We start from the raw sequence: 16,375 nt of genomic DNA on the forward strand, positions 1-16,375 counted from the left end.
AAAAGTGTTGCCGGGGCAACACTTTTCACTCACGACCTTTACTTGCCAGTTGGTCATGCGGACATACCTTCCGGTGAATGCGTCGCGCGCTTCGGGGGTGTAGGTGCTGCCCGGTTCTAGCGTGGCGGTATGGCCCAAAAGAAAAGAAGGACCCCCGCGCGATCGCGGGAAATCGGCGCTGTGCTTGGTGAGGTGCGTACGCGCGCGAAGCTGACGGAGCGCGCGTTGGCGCGAAAGATGGGTTGTTCGGAGAGCAAGATCTCCCGGATGGAGAACGGCGCGCGCGGCGCCACCGAGTTCGACGTGATCACCTTCATGGCGCACTGCGGCTGCCCGAACGAGGAGATCCAAGGTGTGCTGGCGTTGGTGCGGGAGGACAACGACAGCTACCGCCTTCGCCCCCACGGCGACCAGATCCCGGACGATCTCGGCGCCCTGATCGCCCAGGAAGCCACGGCTGGAGGCATCGCTGCCTTCGAGCCGCAGTTGATTCCCGGTATCTTGCAGACTCGCGAATACGCACGCGCGCTCTTTCATGCGTTCGGTATTACGCCGAAGGAGAAGATCGAGTCGTGTGTCGTGCGCCGCATCAACAGGCAGAAGCTGCTGCGTCGGTCTGAACCCGTTCGATTCACCTTCTTCGTGCACGAGCAGGCCTTTCGCGGGGTCATCGGTGGCAGTCGCGTGATGCAGGAACAACTCCTAAAGTTGATCTTCGAAACCTCGCAAGACCACTGCGTGATTCGGGTGGTCCCGGAGCCGGCTTTGGTCGGTGGCATTCCTGGCGGGGCCTTCAGGCTGATGAGGTATGCCGACAGCGGCCCGGTGGCGTATGTGCCGCTCTTGAACTCAAGTCTGTTCTTCGAGGAGCCGTCGGACGTGTCGGCATATCAAGAGGTCCTCTCTTACCTGCCCAGGCTCGCATTGAGTGGGCAGGAGTCGAGGCACTGGCTTGCCGAACTGGCAAGTGACTACGAGAGGCGGGCCGACGTTGCCGAAGAACTTCAGCGCGCCTGATGGCGGGTGCGGTAGGCGCTGACCTTGTGCCGGTTGCCGCAGCGCTGCATGGAGCACCAGCGGCGGTTGCCGGGGCGTGAGGTGTCCAGGAAGACCAGCTTGCAGCCGTCGCCTTCGCAGCGGCGTACCCGGCTGGCCGAGGGGCCGCCGATCAGTTCGATCGCGTCGCGGGCGGCGGCGCCGAGCACCTGAACGCCGGTGATCGGGGTCGCCCAGCCGCGGGCGCCGCTGTTCGGGACCAGCCGCGGCCGCAGCGTGGCGCCCGCGGAGTCGTTGATCAGCGTCAGTTCGCCGGACCTTGGGCGTTTGCCCGCCGCCAGCCGGTTCGCTGCCGAGCGCATGCTGCCGCGGAAGTCCCGGATCCGGTCCAGTTCGGCGGGCCGGATCCGGAAGTCCTCGGCGGCCAGCGGCCCGGACAGGGCCAGCCGCGAACCGGCCAGCCACTCCGCCAGCGCGCCCGCCTCCGTCAACAGCTCCGGATCACCCGTGAGCAGCAGTTCCAGGCAGAAGGCACCCGGGTCGAACGAGTAGCGCTCGCCATCAGGGCCGGTGAGCTGCCGGGCGGTCATGTAACCAGCATAACCAGTTAGCTGAGCCTGGAGGTCAGCGCGTTCGTCAGCGCCAGCTCTTCCAGGTCGAGCTCGCGCAGCACCTTGCGCACCACGTCGTCGTCCACCCGGCCCGCCTCGCGCTCGGCGAGCACGGTCTCCCGCTGGGTGATCAGCAGCGCCTTGCGCGCCCTGGTGAACGCCGCGTGCGGGCTAGCCTCGCGTTCCTCCGCGCTGAGCGAGATCGCCGCCACCGCGCCCCGGTACCGGGTCTCCACCAGCGCCTTGAGCCTGGCCGACAGCTTCTCCGCGCGTTCCTCGCTGATGTCCAAATTGGACAGCATTTCCGGCAGCAGCTCGTCCAGCTTCGCCATCGCGGCCTTCATCGCGGCGGACCGGGCTTCCAGCTCCTCCGCCTCGTCGCGTTCCGCTTCACCGGGGTCGCGCACCTTCAGCACCCGGATCAGCGTGGGCAGCGTGAGCCCCTGCACCAGCACGGTGCCGATCGCCACGCTGAACGCGAAGAGCTGGATCTCGTCCCGCCCGGGGAACGGGTCGCCGGTCGCGGTCACCAGCGGCACACCGGTGGCCGCGGCGAGCGTGACCACCCCGCGCATGCCTGTCCAGGACAGCACCGTCAGATACCGCCAGGACGGCGCCGCCCGCTCCCGGCCGAACAGCCGCACCGCCTGCGGCAGCGTCGCGCTCAGGAAGACGTACGGAATCCGCACCGCCATCGTCACCACCAGCACCACCAGCGCGCACACGACCAGCGTGCCGTTGTCGCGGGCGTTGCTCTGCACGCTTTCCAGCACGAACGGCAGCTGCAAGCCCATCAGCGCGAAGACCAGCGCCTCCAGCAGCACGTCGATCGACGCCCAGACCGAGGAGTCCTGCAGCCGGGTGGCCGGCCCGGCGTGCAGCGATCTGTTGCCGAGGTACAGCCCGGCGGCGACCACCGCCAGCACCCCGGAACCGCTGAAGTCCGAGGAGAACGGGTGCAGGTGCTCGGCGGTCACGTACACCGCGAACGGCACGATGATGCCGATGGTGGACTCCATCAGCGGGTCGTCCAGCTTGCGCCGGATCAGGCCGACCAGCAGCGCGCCGGCCAGCCCGACCGCGATGCCGAGCACCGCGGCCACCAGGAAGACCAGGAAACCGTGTCCGATCGAGCCCGCGGTACCGAGCACCGCAGCCAGGGTGATCTTGTAGAGGGTCAGCGCGGCGGCGTCGTTGACCAGCGACTCGCCGGTCAGCACGGTCATCAGCCGCCGGGGCAGGCCGAGCCGCCGTCCGATGGCGACCGCGGTGACCGCGTCCGGCGGCGCCACCACCGCGCCGAGCACCAGCGCGGAGGCCAGCGGCAGGTCCGGCAGCAGCAGGTGCACGGTGAACCCGACCACCAGCGCGGTCACCACCACCAGCAGCACGCCGAGCGCGATGATCGGCCGCAGGGTGGCGCGGAACTGGCTGAACGAGCTGTCCAGCGACGTGGAGTAGAGCAGCGGCGGCAGCACCAGGGTCAGGATCAGCTCGGGGTCCAGCTCCACCGGCGGCACCCCGGGGATGAACGAGACCCCGAGCGCCACCAGCACGATCAGCAGCGGGGCGGACAGGTTCCACCGGCGCGCGAACGCGGTCAGCCCCAGCGAACCGGCCAGCACCCCCATCAGCGTCAAGATCTCCACCCGCCGATCTTCGCCCACCTCCGCCCCATCCGCCGCCCAGCGCACGCTGCGGGGAACGGGCCCAACGTGACGTTCGGCCAATAGAACGAGCCAAACGTCACGTTGGGCGGGATCGAGGCTTCCGGTGAATGGAAGGAGGCTGGCCGTTGATGTTCGCTTTGCGCATCATCGGTCGCCAAGCGAACATTCCGAGGACCGGAGGCCGCCAATGCCGCCCGACACTTCCGCCCGCAACTGGGTACTGCCGCTGTGCTGGGCGGCCGTGCTGCTGGACGGCTTCGACCTGGTGGTGCTCGGCACGGTGCTGCCGGTGCTGCTGCGCGACCACGTCTGGGGGCTCACCCCTGGCACCGCGTCCGCGATCTCCACGGTCGGCCTGCTCGGCATGATGCTCGGCGCGCTCGCGATCGGCACCGTCACCGACGTGATCGGCCGCCGCAAGGCACTGATCCTCGCGGTCACCGCCTTCTCGGCGTTCACCGCCCTGTGCGCGCTGTCCCCGTCGGCCTGGGTCTTCGGCCTGCTGCGCTTCCTGGCCGGGCTCGGCCTCGGCGGCTGCCTGCCGACCGCGATCACGCTGGTCACCGAATACGCGCGCGGCGGCAAGAGCAGCAGCGCGACCACCACGATCATGACCGGCTACCACGTCGGCGCGGTGCTCACCGCGCTGCTTGGCATCGCGGTCATCCCCGGCCTCGGCTGGCGGGCGATGTTCGTCATCGGCGCGGCCCCGGCGCTGCTGCTGGTGCCGCTGATGCTGAAGTACCTGCCGGAATCCCTGAGCTTCCAGGAGCGGGCCAAGGCACCTGCGAGCCGCGAGGTGGTCAGCGGCCTGTTCAGCGGCGGCCGGCTGCGCGCCACGATCGCTTTCTGGGTGGCTTCGTTCATGGGCCTGCTGCTGGTCTACGGGCTGAACACCTGGCTGCCGGAGATCATGCGCCAGGCCGGTTATCCGCTCGGTGCCGCGTTGAGCCTGCTGCTCACGCTGAACGTCGGCGCGGTGGTGGGGCTGCTGGTCGCCGGGTTCGTCGCGGACCGGGCCGGGGTGCGGCGGTCCACCATCGGCTGGTTCGTCGCGGCCGCGGTGTTCCTCAGCCTGCTCAGCGTGCGGCTGCCCAGCTTCGGGCTGTACGTGGCGGTGTTCCTGGCCGGCTTCTTCGTGTTCAGCGCGCAGGTGCTGGTGTACGCCTACATCGGCCGCACCTACCCGGCCGCCAACCGCGCGACCGGGCTCGGCTGGGCTGCCGGCGTCGGCCGGATCGGCGCGATCTCCGGACCGCTGCTCGGCGGCGCGCTGCTGACGGCGGGAATCGCCTACCCGTGGGGCTTCTACGCGTTCGCCGTGGTCGGTGCCCTCGGCGCGGTGGCCATCACCGCCGGCCGCGCCAAGGCCACCGAGCCTGCCCACGCCGGGTCGTGAGTGAAAAGTGTTGCCGGAACAACACTTTTCACTCACGACGTCAGTGGGCGCGGAGGGCTTCTAGGGCGGTGTCGGGCTGGTCGGCGAAGAAGCCGTCCACGCCCGCGTCCAGGAACGCCTTCTCCTCGGCGAAGACGTCGCCCCACGCGGCCGGGCCGCCGGCCGAGCGCAGGTTCGTCGGCAGGAAGTTGTTCTCGTTGCGGAAGGTGTAGGGCACCACCTCGAGCCGGGCCGCGTGCGCGTCACGGACCAGTGCGGACGGCTTGGTCAGGTTGCCGGCCGCATCACGCGGGATGATCTGGTTCTTCTCCGGGCCAAGGTAGTCCGCGTAGGTCGCGATTTCGCGCAGGCCGGCCGGGGTCACCAGGTCGGCGTAGGTACGCGGGTCGCCCTTGGCCACGAAATCCGCGGGCGCGCCGGACGCCTCGGTCAGCTGCACCAGCGGCACCCGGACCACCTCGTTCAGCTCCTTGAGGTTGCTCACCTCGAAGGACTGGATGATCACCGGGGCACCGCGCCGGTTCAGCCCGTTGCGGTTGAGGATCTCCACCAGCTTCGGCTCGGTCGGGTTCTTGATCGAGGCGAAGTAGGTGGAGTGCTTGACCTCCGGGTAGGTGCCGAGGGTGCGGTGCAGCTCGCGGCCGAGCCGCTTGGTCAGGTCCAGCACCTCCTGGTAGGTGGCGATCTGCCAGCGGCCGTTGTAGATCGTGTTGTTCGGCCTCAGCTCCGGGATCCGCTCGACCGCGCGCAGCGTCTTGAGCTCGGCCAGGGTGAAGTCCTCGGTGAACCAACCGGTGATCGGCTTACCGTCGATCGTCTTCGTGGCCTTGCGGCCGGCGAACTCCGGGTGCTTGGCCACGTCCGTGGTGCCGGTGATGTCGTTCTCGTGCCGCGCCACCAGCTGGCCGTCCTTGGTCGGCACCAGGTCCACGTCCACCCAGTCCACGCCCTGGCGGTAGGCCAGCTCGTAGGAGGCCAGCGTGTGCTCGGGCCGATAGCCGGGCGCGCCCCGGTGTCCGACGATCACCGGGCCATCGTGCCCGCGGCCCGCGGCGACCGCATCATCACCCGCGCTGGCCGGTCCGGTGCCGAGACCGACCACGCCGAGCACGGCCAGTCCGGACAGGGCGAGCACGCCGAGTCGTTTCCGCATCATCTTCCGACCTCATCTCGAAAATCCGGTAACCGCAAGCGCCGCAACACTGACCTTCTCGCACGTCCGCTCGGCCAATCCTGGGAGACATACGGGTAAACGCCTCGTAGATCAACCCTTTGCCTGTGACTGGCGACACCGTAACGTGCGATCAGCGCGAACCGGAGGATCGATGATCAAATCGGCTGAACAGGGTGCTGCCGAGCCCGGCCCGGCGGAGGAGGAACGGCGGGCAGCCGAGATCGCCGCCGAGCACGACGAGGAACGCCCGGCGCGACGGCTGTCCCGGCGCCCGGACCTGCTCGTCTACCTGGTCGCGCTGGCCGCCGCGCTGCTGGTGCTCAAGCAGGTGTTCTTCCCGTTCAGCAAGGGCAACCAGTTCTACCTGGTGATCTTCCTCGGCTGCACGCTGCCGCTGGTCTTCCTCTGCTACCGGCCGCGCGGGCGCAAGTCGCCGGACGGCCGCGACGACCCCGGCTGGCTGGACTGGGCGCTTTCCGCGGTGTCGCTCGTGGTCGGCCTGTACCCGGTGCTGCCGCCCGGCTACGACGCGTTCCTGGACCGACAGGGCGTTCTGTCCAGTGTGGACATCGTGGCCGGTGCGTTACTGCTCGTGCTGATCCTGGAGGCCACCCGGCGCACCACCGGCCTGGTGCTGCCGATCGTCTGCGTGGCCTTCCTCGCCTACGCCTACTACGGCGGGTTCCTGCCGCAGGACTGGGGCATCGCGCACGCCGGGGTGGACTTCAGCCAGATCATCAACGCGCTCTACAACGACGCCAGCGGGTTCTACGGCACTCCGCTGGACGTGGCGGCCAGCTACATCGTGCTGTTCACCATCTACGGCGCGGTGCTGAACGCCTCCGGCGCGGGCCGCTTCTTCGTCGACATCTCCTTCGCCGCCTTCAAGCGCTCGCGCACCGCGCCGGGACGCACCACGGTGCTGTCCGGCTTCCTGCTCGGCACGGTGTCCGGCTCCGGCACCGCGACCACGGTCAGTCTCGGCTCGATCACCTGGCCGATCCTGCGCCGCGCGGGCTACCCGAAGGAGAACGCGGGCGGCCTGCTCGCCGCGTCCGGGATCGGCGCGATCCTGTCCCCGCCGACCCTCGGCGCGGCCGCGTTCATCATCGCCGAGTACCTGCAGACCTCGTACCTGACCGTGTTGATCTGGGCCATCGTGCCGACCCTGCTGTACTACCTCGGCATCGTGTTCGCGGTGGAGGCCGACGCCCGCCGGTTCGGTGCGAAATCGGTGGACCCGAGCACCCAAAACGCGTGGAAACTGTTGCTGCGCGGCGGTTATCACTTCCTGTCGCTGATCATCATCGTGGTCTTCCTGGCGCTGGACATCCCGCCGTTCGCGGCCGTGGTCTACGCGACCGCGACCGCGGCGCTGTTCGCGCTGATCTCGCGGCTGGTGCGGCGCGAATCGGTGCTGGAGTGGGCCAAGGAGATGGTCGGCGCGCTGTCCACCGGGGTGCGCGGGGCGCTGCCGGTGGTCGCGGTCTGCGCCGCCGCCGGCATCATCACCTCGACCATCACCAAGACCGGCCTCGGTCAGGAGTTGGCCAGCGCGCTGGTGGAGGCGGCCCGCGCGATCAGCGACAACGGCACCGTGGTGCTGGTGCTGACCGTGTTCTTCAGCGCGATCGCGGTCGGCGTGCTCGGGTTGGCGGTACCGGTGACCGCGTCCTTCATCATCGCCTGGGTGGTGATCGGCCCGGCGCTGGCCGGGCTCGGCGTCGCGGACGCGGAACGCGCGATGTTCATCTTCTACTACGCGGTGCTTTCCGAGGTCACCCCGCCGACCGCGCTGGCCGCGGTGGCGGCGGCCGCGATCACCGGCGGTTCGGTGCTCAAGACCATGTGGCAGTGCTGGAAGTACACCCTGCCCGCGTTCCTGGTGCCGATCGCCTTCGTGCTCACCGACAACGGTTCCGCGTTGCTGCTGCAGAAGCCGCTGACCACGGTGCTCTGGGTGGTGGCGGTGTCCGTGCTCGCGGTGGCCGCGCTGGGCGTGGTGACCGGCGGCTACCTGTTCGGCGAGGTGCGCCGCGAAGTGCGCGTGCTGCTGGTGCCGGCCGCGTTGTGCCTGCTCTACCTGGAGCCGGTGCCGGTCATGGTCGGCCTCGGCTGCTGCCTGGTCGCGGTGGCGCTGCACCTGATTTTCCGGTCCAGACAACTGCTCGAAACCTAAGGAGACGGCGATGCGCGTCAAGCACTGGCTGGTGCTGGCAGCCATGAGTACCTCGGTCGCCATGGTGGCGGCCGGCTGCGGCGGGAAGCAGACCCAGGACCCCGCGGCGGGCGGCCAGGTCAGCTGCGAAGCCTCGGACGGCCGGATCACCATCGCCACCGGCAACAGCGGCGGCGTTTACTACGTGCTCGGCGGCGGCCTGGCCCAGGTGGTCAGCAACAACTCCAAGCTGAAGGCGACCGCGGCCGAGACCGGCGCGTCGGTGCAGAACGTGCAGCAGCTGGTGGCCGGGGACTACGACGTGGCCTTCTCGCTCGCGGACACCGCGGCGGACGCGGTGGCCGGCAAGGGCGCCTTCGACGGCAAGCCGCAGCAGGTGCAGGCGCTGGCCAGGATCTACCCGAACTCCACCCAGGTGCTGGTGCGCGCGGACGCGGGCATCAACAGCGTCGCCGACCTGCGCGGCAAGCGGCTGTCCACCGGCTCGCCGAAGTCCGGTACCGAAGTGATCGCGAACCGGCTGCTGCAAGCTGCCGGTCTGAACCCGGAGACCGACGTGCAGGCGCAGCGGCTCGACCTGGCGAAGACCGCGGACGGCATGAAGGCCGGCACCATCGACGGCCTGGTCTGGTCCGGCGGGCTGCCCACCGCGCAGATCACCGATCTGACCACGTCCCTCAAGGCGCAGGTGAAGTTCCTCGACATCACCCCGCAGCTGGACGCGTTGAAGCAGATCAACCCGGTGTACGACCGGGGCGTCATCCCGGCCGCCACCTACGGCCAGCCCGCCGACGTGCCGACCATCGTGGTGCCGAACGTGTTGCTGGTGCGCGAGGACTTCCCGGCGAACAACGCCTGCGCGCTGACCAAGCTGATCTTCGACCGCAAGGCCGATCTGGAACAGGTGCACCCGTCGGCGAAGGAGATCAGCCGCGATATCGCCGCGCAGACCGGCCCGGTTCCGCTGCATCCCGGCTCCCGGCAAGCGCTCGGCTGACTCGCACGGCTACCCTTTGCCCCGTGCGTGTCCTGGTTGTCGGGTCCGGTGCCCGCGAACATGCCCTTGTCCTCGCCGCGTCGCATGACCCGGCGGTGACCGCGATCGCCTGTGCCCCCGGCAACGCCGGCACCGCCGCGCATGCCGAGCAGCTCGGCGTGCAGGCGGTGGATCCGGCCGCGGTGGCCGCGCTGGCCGTCGACTGGCAGGCCGACCTGGTGGTGATCGGGCCGGAAGTGCCGTTGGTCGCCGGGGTGGCGGACGCGGTGCGCAAGGCGGGCATCGCCTGTTTCGGCCCGTCCGCCGAGGCCGCCCGCATCGAGGGCTCCAAGGCTTTCGCCAAGGATGTGATGGCGGCCGCGAAGGTGCCGACGGCGCACAGCGAGATCGTCGACAACCCCGCACACCTCGACGCCGCGCTGGCCCGGTTCGGGCCGACCTGGGTGGTCAAGGACGACGGCCTCGCCGCTGGCAAGGGCGTGGTGGTCACCCCCGACTACGACACCGCCCGCGCGCACGCGATGACCCTGCTCGACGGCGGCCACCCTGTCCTGCTGGAGTCCTTTTTGGACGGACCGGAGGCCTCGCTGTTCTGCCTGGTGGACGGCCGCACCGTGGTGCCCTTGCTGCCCGCGCAGGACTTCAAGCGGGTCGGCGACGGCGATGCCGGCCCGAACACCGGCGGCATGGGCGCGTATGCGCCGCTTCCGTGGGCTTCGCCGACGCTGGTCGACGAGCTCGTCCGCGACATCGTGCAGCCGGTGGTGGACGAACTCGCGGCCAGGGACGCGGCGTTCACCGGCCTGCTCTACGCCGGCCTCGCGCTGACCTCCGACGGCCCGCAGGTGATCGAGTTCAACTGCCGCTTCGGCGACCCGGAGACCCAGGTCGTGCTGGCCCTGCTGAACACCCCGCTGGCCGGGCTGCTGCACGCCACCGCCACCGGCAGGCTGGCCGAGCAGCCGCCGCTGGACTGGCACCCCGGCGCCGCGGTCACCGTGGTGATCGCCGCCGACGGCTACCCCGGTGTCCCACGAGCGGGTGACGTGATCACCGGTGGGGAGACCGAGGGCGTGCTGCACGCGGGCACCCGCCGCCGCGAGGACGGCGCGGTCGTCTCGCACGGCGGCCGGGTGCTGTCCGTGGTCGGCATCGGCGATGACCTGGCCGCGGCCAGGGAACAGGCGTACGCGCGGGTGGCCAAGGTGCACCTGCCCGGCTCGCACCACCGCACCGACATCGCGCTGCGTGCCGTCGAAGGCGCGATCGCGGTGCCGGTCCGGTAAAAGATCCCGGGAACCGGACGGGCGGCTTCTTCGTCAAAACTCAGGCCGTCGTCACACGCACGTTGGTAGCCTTTCAGAGGAGACTGGTCGGTTACCGTCCGTAACCCGGGGGTGTGCAACATGTCAGAGACCCGCCAGGCCGTCGAGGCCGGGCCCGTCGCGCACGAGCCGAGGTCGGTGCACGACCTCGCCAGGTCCGTGCCGGACGTGCCGGGGCTCAAGGACATCCAGGTCGACCCGGACGACGTGCTCAAGGTCGCCGGCATCATCCAGGCCCAAGCCGACGCGCTCTCCGAGAAGCTCGCCGACAGGCTGGGCGGCATGCGCATCCCGCCGCCCTCGGACGACGTGGTCTCCAAACATGCCGTTTCGGCCTGGAACGAGGTCGTCTGCACCGGCGAGGACTCCTACGAGAAGCGCGTTCGCGACTACGTTTCCGGCCTGCGCAACCTGGCCGAGCAGCTGCGGAAATCGGCCGACGTCTACCAGCTCAGCGACGACGAGAAAGCGGCTACGTTCAAGGACAGGCATGTCTACGAGGCTTAGGGCCGCCGCTCTCGGCGGACTCGCGGTGTTCGCCCTCGCCGGGTGCAGTTCACCGACGCAGGGGGTGGCCGAGCCGTCGGCGCCGGCACCTTCGCCCGGTGGCCAGGCCGTGGATCTCCCGTCCCGGCCGAAGGAGATGCCGCTGGCCGGGATCGACCCGTGCACGCTGTTCACCGAACAGCAGCTCGACGAGCTCAAGGTGAACAGCGAGCCGCGTTCGCGCGCCGGGCGTGAGGGCCAGACCTGCTCACTGGGAGTGAATCTCACCGAGCCGTACTACTCGTACAACGTCGAGGCCGTCACCACGGCGGACCTCCAGGACTGGCTCACCGGCGGGCACCACAACGCCAGCCTCAACACCGAGCCGACCCAGGTCGGCGGCTTTCCGGCGTTGACCAGCCACGCCAAGGGCTCGTCGCCGAGCGACTGCGAGACCTTGGTCGGGGTGGCCCGCGGCCAGACGCTGCGGGCGCAGATGTATCCGGAAAGCCAGGGCGCTTTCGACCAGAAGCAGCTTTGCGACATGGCCAAACAGGTGGCGACCATGGCCGTCGAGACCTTGCAGACCAGGAATTGAGGGCGGGCATGAACATTGCGGCTCTGGTGGAGAAGATCCGCGACCAGCGGTTCGAGGGCTACACCGGCAACATGCTCGCGGACGAGGTGGACAGGTTCCTGTCCGGGCCGGGCGCCGGCGGGATCGGCAACGCGGTGCACTCCCTGCAGGAGGTGGCGAAGTCCCTCGCCGAGACCGACCAGACCCTGCGCGAGGAGTTGGACAAGCTCGGCGTGGTCTGGCAGAGCAAGGCGGGCGGCCAGGCCGGTGCGGTGCTCACCGAGCAGGCCGGATTTTCCGCCGACGCGAACACCAAGGTCGGCAACTCGGCGAACCTGATCTTCGCCCAGGGCGACGCGTTCAGCCAGACCAAGAACAAGCTTCCGCGCGACACCTCCGCGTTGCGCAAGGACGCCGGGAACCAGGGCTTTTCGCTCGGTGACGTGCTGTTCAGCCTGCTCGGTTTCGAGACCGACCACGCCAAGGACGTGCGCGCCGCGCAGGAGGCCAAGACCCAGGTCGTCGAGGCGCTCAACGGCTACGCCAGGGAGAGCGGCGACAACCTGGCCGCGACCGAGTCGCTGGCCAGGCCGGAGGACCTGCAGCTGGTGTCCGGCGACCGGCCGTGGACCGGCGGTTCCGGTCCCGGTTTGGCGGTGCCGGACGTCACCGACGTCCAGCCCGGCACCTCGCCGGCACAGGCCCAGCCCGGCGTCGGCCCGGTCACCCCGATCGAGCCGGGACCGACCAGGTCCAGCGGCGCCGACGTGCATCCGCCTTCCGCCCCGCCGATCGGCGTGCCGACCAGGCACACCGGCGTGACGGGACCGGCTCCGCAGACCACCGCGCCCAGCTCCGCACCGAGCGCACCGGCCGCTTCCGGGCCGTCGATCGTGCCCGGCGGCGTGGTCGGCACCGGCCCGCGGCCACGGCCGGGCAGCTCCGAACCGGGCCGGCCGACCGGCCATGGCGTCCCGCCGGGCACCGGAACAGGGACCGGTACCGGAACCGGAACGGGAACCGGTATCGGCACGCCGGTCGGCGGGTCCGGGTCGACCAACACCGGTGCCCCGGCTTCGCGTCCCGGTGTCGTCGGTGCCGGTCCCCTTGGCAAGGGTGTCGTTCCCGGCTTCCCCGGTGGTGCCGAGTCCGGCACCGCTCCCCGACCGGGTGGCGGCTCGGGCGCGATCGAAGGCGCGCCGGGCAAGGGCGCGGCCGGTGGCGGCGGTGACCCGGCACTGGGCAAGGGCCGCGTGATGGGCTCCGGACCGAACCTGACCGGTGGCGCGGTCACCAGTTCCGGGCCGGGCTTCACCGCGGTGCCGAGGGCAGGCATGGGCGCCGACCTCGGCGCCGGTGCCACCGCGCTGGGCGCGGCCGGCGCCGGCGGTGCGGTGAGCGGCGAGAAGGACAGGCAGGGACGCGGCTTCGGACGGGGTACCGCCGGTGGCGGCCGGCCGGCCCAGCAGCTCCCGATCGGCGACCTGCCGGAAGAGGAGGCCAGGGCGGCTCGCAGCTCCGAGAAGCTCAACCCGCGTTCCGGCAAGGGACAGGAAGGCTTCATGGAGCGAGCCGCACCGCAGCACGCCGATGGCGAGGAGGACGCCGAGCACGTGCGGCGCTACGGCATCGACGACCAGGACCTGTTCGCGGACCAGCGGATGGTGTCTCCCGACCTGATCGGCGAAGACAACGCCGGCGACCCGCGCTAGGGGGACGTCGCCACCGATGGGTTCGCCGAACGGCAGCGTCGTGCTGTCCACACTGGAGTTCGACATGCTGTGGGAGGCCGAGCGGCTGCCCGCCCGGCATCCGGCGCTGGAGGTGGCCAGCCCCGGCGCCACTCACACCGAGCGCCGGGCGCTGGTCGAACAGGCGTGGGACTCGCTGCGCGCACGGGGACTCGCGCGCGGCGGCAAGGCCTCCGGCGAGCTGATCGACATGCTCAACCTGTTCGTGCGCCCGAAGGTCGGCATCGATGTCTGGGTGTGGGCCGAGCGCGAGATCAAGGGCCTCGCGGTGAGCACCGGCAGCCAGGCGCTGCTCGGGGTGGTGGACGGCGACGAGGTCTGGCTGATCCCGGCCAGGGACGCCCTGCTGCCCGAGGCGGCGATTTCGGTGACCGGTGAGCTGCAGGCCGGGGTCGGCCGCTCGGTCAGCCTGCCGCACGACGTGCTGCGCGCCGCCGACGCGGACGCCCGCGGCGACGCGAAGGCACTGGTCACCGCGCTGGAGGACCGCCAGGTCCCGCTCGGGCAGGCCCAGGAATTGGCCGGCATGCTGGTCGGCATGGTCGCCCGCGGCCAGTTCGGCGTGGAGCGCCTCGGCCGGGACGGTCACCCCCGCCGCGCCGGCCGGGTGATCGCGTTCCACGACACCGATGCCGGCCGCTACCTCTTCCAGCTCGCCCGCAACAGCGACGGCCGCGACTGGAGCACCATCGCCCCCGCCGACAACCACCTGCTCGCCAAGCGCGTCTGGGAACTCCTCGACGAAGTCTGAGTTCAGGGCTTCGGCAGCCCGGGAATGATCGCCTTGGCGATAGCCTCCGCCTTCGAGCAGGTCGATTCCTTGTTCTCGTGGGAGTTGAGCACCTGAAGGTGGACCATCTCACTGGTGCGCTGGCCGATTCGATGGTGCCAGGCCAGTTCGCACGCCCAGGTCTGCCCGTCCTCCGGCGTTTCGACGGCTTTTACACCATTGAGGTCGACTTCCTTGCCTTTGATCAAGCTGGAAGAGTTCGACAAACCTATGTTCACATCCTGGGTGGCTGACCACTGGCAGCTGTGCAACCCCCGGCCGTCCTCGTCATCGATGGTGGAAATCGGGCCTACGATGCTCTGCAGCATTTCCTTGTTCGCGACGGTACACAGGTTGACCGGAAGCAGGCTTCCCGGTGTCATCGGGTAGAGTTTAGGGGTGCCGCGCAGTGTCCTTATCGCGACATCGAGCATTTCCTTTGCGATCTGACATCGGTCCGGTGCTTTGTTGATGGCTACGGCCTGGATTCCGAGCGAGGGATCCACTGGATTTCGTGCGGTGATATGGCAGCTGTCACCCTTTTCGCTGCGAACCGCGTCGAGGCCTTGGACGTTGTCTAGTTCGCCTTTTTCCGAGAACATCTGCACGGCGACGGTGATTCCGCCGATAAGACCGCTGTAGTCAGAGAAGTTCAAGTACGCGCAATTATCTAGATTTGCTGGCAAGGCGCCGTTGTCGAAGGTTCCGTATCGGGAAAATGATTGTTCATCAAGCAGGGTGCACGGATCGACCAGGCGGAGCCGGTCCGGGCTGAGTGGGTCCACCGGTGGCGGTGCGGCCGCGGCGGAGGTCTGGGCCGGCGGATCGCCGTCCGAGAACTGGTTCGACAGAAGTGCGACTCCGGCGGAGACCGCCAGAATCGCCGCCGCACACCCGGTCGCGACCCAGGCGGTTCGACGCTTGCGGCCGGCGCGTGATGCCGGGGCCTGTGAGAGGGCGGGCGAAGGCGCCGGGCGCGCCAGAAAAGCGTTGACCTCGGCCTTCTGCTGGGCGATCTGTGCGTGCACGGGATGCGGCCAAGGTGCCGAGGTGGGCGCGGCGGGGCCGAGGAAGTCCAGAAGCTGTGCCGGAGTGGGCCGCTTGGCCGGGTTCTTGGCCAGGCAGGGGCCGGCCAGTCGCCGCAGCTCCGGCGGAACCATCCGCAGGTCGGGATGCGTGTGCACCACGTTGTAGAGGGTTTGCGGGGTGGAGGCACCGGTGAACGGACCTTGGCCGGTGGACGCCATCACCAGCAGCGCGCCGAGCGAGAACATATCGCTGGCAGGCGTGATCGGGCGGCTCTCCGCCTGCTCGGGGGACATGAAACCGGGCGAGCCGATGATCGAGCCGGTGTGTGTTAGTTCGGTGTCGCCCTCGACAGCTCGCGCGATGCCGAAGTCGATCACGCGCGGACCATCATCGGTGAGCAGCACGTTGCTCGGCTTGAGATCGCGATGGATCAGTCCGACCCGGTGGATCTCGGTCAACGCGGAGGCCAGCCCGGCGGCGAGGTACCGCACCGAGTGCGGCGGCAGCGGTCCGGCCGCATCGATGGCCTGCCGCAGCGACGGTCCGGATACGAATACCGACGCCAGCCACGGGGTCGCCGCGTCGGGGTCGGCGTCCATCACGGCCGCGGTGTAGGCGCCGGACACCATGCGCGAGGTCTCCACCTCGCGGCGGAACCGGGAGCGGAAGCCTTCATCGTGCGCGAAGCCGGGATGCACCTGCTTGACCGCGACCAGCCGGCCGTCCGGCGACACGCCGAGCAGGACCCGGCCCATCCCGCCCTCACCCAGCGCGGCCAGTAGCCGGTAACGCCCGATCAGTAGCGGTTCGCCCGGATTCAACGGCTTCAGCACTGCCCCACCTCCCCGTGCCGATGCTACAAAGCGTGCACACCGTCCCTGGCCGGTGTGCCGCCGAGTGAAGAGTTGGCCGGAATCGCTCCCTGACAGGGGCCGAAGTCTTAGAGTATGCGCGGGAACCGCGGCGGTGACGCACGCGTCTGACCAGGCGGATACGAGCTTCTTGAAGGGGATGACGAGGCGTGCCGGAGTACGATCTGGAATCGATGGAACTGGTGGAAGGCAAGATCAGGGCCATTCATGACAAGTTCCAGGAGTCCAAGGCCAAGGTCACCGGCGTCACCGGGCAGAACCCCTTCGGCAAGATCCGGCATCCTGACGACAACACAGACCCGAACAATCCCGGCACGGAAATGGCGCCGTCTCCTTCTGACGACGCGGCCAAGGCGGTGCAGGGTTTCACCGAGGGAGCCCAGGGCGAGCTTGAGGCCGGCGCGCAGCTGATGACGGATACCAGCGACTCCTTGCGCGCGGCGATCAAGATGATCCGGGAGCAAGAAGCGGCCGCGAAGGACAGCGTCACCATCAAGGGCGAGCCGGCGTGAGCCGCGGCGCGCATTCGGCATCGACAGT

The 16,375-nt window shown here is 69.4% G+C and carries 14 protein-coding genes; 10 read left to right on the forward strand and 4 right to left on the reverse strand.

Annotated elements, in window-relative coordinates:
- Positions 1-129 precede the first annotated feature (129 nt).
- Positions 130-1,017, forward strand: coding sequence for a helix-turn-helix domain-containing protein (locus AMYNI_RS44755; protein ID WP_084628399.1), 888 nt, complete (start codon positions 130-132; stop codon positions 1,015-1,017).
- Here AMYNI_RS44755 and AMYNI_RS0117680 read toward each other — a convergent pair.
- Positions 1,005-1,586, reverse strand: a complete 582-nt coding sequence (locus tag AMYNI_RS0117680; protein ID WP_020669358.1) for a CGNR zinc finger domain-containing protein — start codon at positions 1,584-1,586, stop codon at positions 1,005-1,007. The genes AMYNI_RS44755 and AMYNI_RS0117680 overlap by 13 nt on opposite strands.
- Before the next feature lie 17 nt (positions 1,587-1,603).
- On the reverse strand, positions 1,604-3,256 hold the full coding sequence (locus AMYNI_RS0117685; RefSeq protein WP_026360585.1) for a Na+/H+ antiporter: 1,653 nt from the start codon (positions 3,254-3,256) through the stop codon (positions 1,604-1,606).
- 208 nt (positions 3,257-3,464) lie between these two features.
- Between AMYNI_RS0117685 and AMYNI_RS0117690 the strand changes: the two genes are divergently transcribed.
- On the forward strand, positions 3,465-4,676 hold the full coding sequence (locus AMYNI_RS0117690; protein WP_020669360.1) for an MFS transporter: 1,212 nt from the start codon (positions 3,465-3,467) through the stop codon (positions 4,674-4,676).
- Between the two features lie 40 nt (positions 4,677-4,716).
- Here AMYNI_RS0117690 and AMYNI_RS0117695 read toward each other — a convergent pair whose 3' ends face one another.
- Entirely contained in the window at positions 4,717-5,832 is a 1,116-nt protein-coding gene (locus AMYNI_RS0117695) for a glycerophosphodiester phosphodiesterase (RefSeq protein ID WP_020669361.1), read from the reverse strand.
- A 169-nt stretch (positions 5,833-6,001) separates the two neighbouring features.
- Here AMYNI_RS0117695 and AMYNI_RS0117700 point away from each other — a divergent pair, with 169 nt between their 5' ends.
- The 7 genes from AMYNI_RS0117700 to AMYNI_RS0117730 all read left to right on the forward strand — a co-directional run bounded on the left by AMYNI_RS0117700 (position 6,002) and on the right by AMYNI_RS0117730 (position 13,916).
- Positions 6,002-8,029, forward strand: a complete 2,028-nt coding sequence (locus tag AMYNI_RS0117700) for a TRAP transporter permease (RefSeq protein ID WP_020669362.1) — start codon at positions 6,002-6,004, stop codon at positions 8,027-8,029.
- A 10-nt stretch (positions 8,030-8,039) separates the two neighbouring features.
- Positions 8,040-9,026 (forward strand): TAXI family TRAP transporter solute-binding subunit, encoded by a 987-nt coding sequence (locus AMYNI_RS0117705; RefSeq protein WP_020669363.1) that lies wholly within the window; start codon positions 8,040-8,042, stop codon positions 9,024-9,026.
- Between the two features lie 23 nt (positions 9,027-9,049).
- The gene (gene purD / locus AMYNI_RS0117710) at positions 9,050-10,312 is read left to right on the forward strand and encodes a phosphoribosylamine--glycine ligase (protein WP_026360586.1); all 1,263 of its coding nucleotides are present in this window, start codon (positions 9,050-9,052) and stop codon (positions 10,310-10,312) included.
- A 120-nt stretch (positions 10,313-10,432) separates the two neighbouring features.
- Complete coding sequence (locus AMYNI_RS0117715) at positions 10,433-10,858, forward strand: hypothetical protein (RefSeq protein ID WP_063713846.1); 426 nt, start codon at positions 10,433-10,435, stop codon at positions 10,856-10,858.
- Complete coding sequence (locus AMYNI_RS0117720; RefSeq protein ID WP_063713769.1) at positions 10,842-11,435, forward strand: DUF3558 domain-containing protein; 594 nt, start codon at positions 10,842-10,844, stop codon at positions 11,433-11,435. The genes AMYNI_RS0117715 and AMYNI_RS0117720 overlap by 17 nt, the downstream gene beginning before the upstream one ends.
- Before the next feature lie 8 nt (positions 11,436-11,443).
- A complete protein-coding gene (locus AMYNI_RS0117725) occupies positions 11,444-13,126 on the forward strand; it encodes a hypothetical protein (protein WP_020669367.1) in 1,683 nt (560 codons plus the stop codon).
- 16 nt (positions 13,127-13,142) lie between these two features.
- Positions 13,143-13,916, forward strand: a complete 774-nt coding sequence (locus AMYNI_RS0117730; protein ID WP_020669368.1) for an ESX secretion-associated protein EspG — start codon at positions 13,143-13,145, stop codon at positions 13,914-13,916.
- A 2-nt stretch (positions 13,917-13,918) separates the two neighbouring features.
- Here the strand turns inward: AMYNI_RS0117730 and AMYNI_RS0117735 are convergent, their stop codons facing one another.
- A complete protein-coding gene (locus AMYNI_RS0117735; protein ID WP_026360589.1) occupies positions 13,919-15,793 on the reverse strand; it encodes a serine/threonine-protein kinase in 1,875 nt (624 codons plus the stop codon).
- Between the two features lie 191 nt (positions 15,794-15,984).
- Between AMYNI_RS0117735 and AMYNI_RS0117740 the strand changes: the two genes are divergently transcribed.
- Complete coding sequence (locus AMYNI_RS0117740; protein ID WP_020669370.1) at positions 15,985-16,347, forward strand: hypothetical protein; 363 nt, start codon at positions 15,985-15,987, stop codon at positions 16,345-16,347.
- Positions 16,348-16,375 lie beyond the last annotated feature (28 nt).

The sequence above is a fragment of the Amycolatopsis nigrescens CSC17Ta-90 genome (assembly GCF_000384315.1).
GTDB classification, from domain to species: domain Bacteria; phylum Actinomycetota; class Actinomycetes; order Mycobacteriales; family Pseudonocardiaceae; genus Amycolatopsis; species Amycolatopsis nigrescens.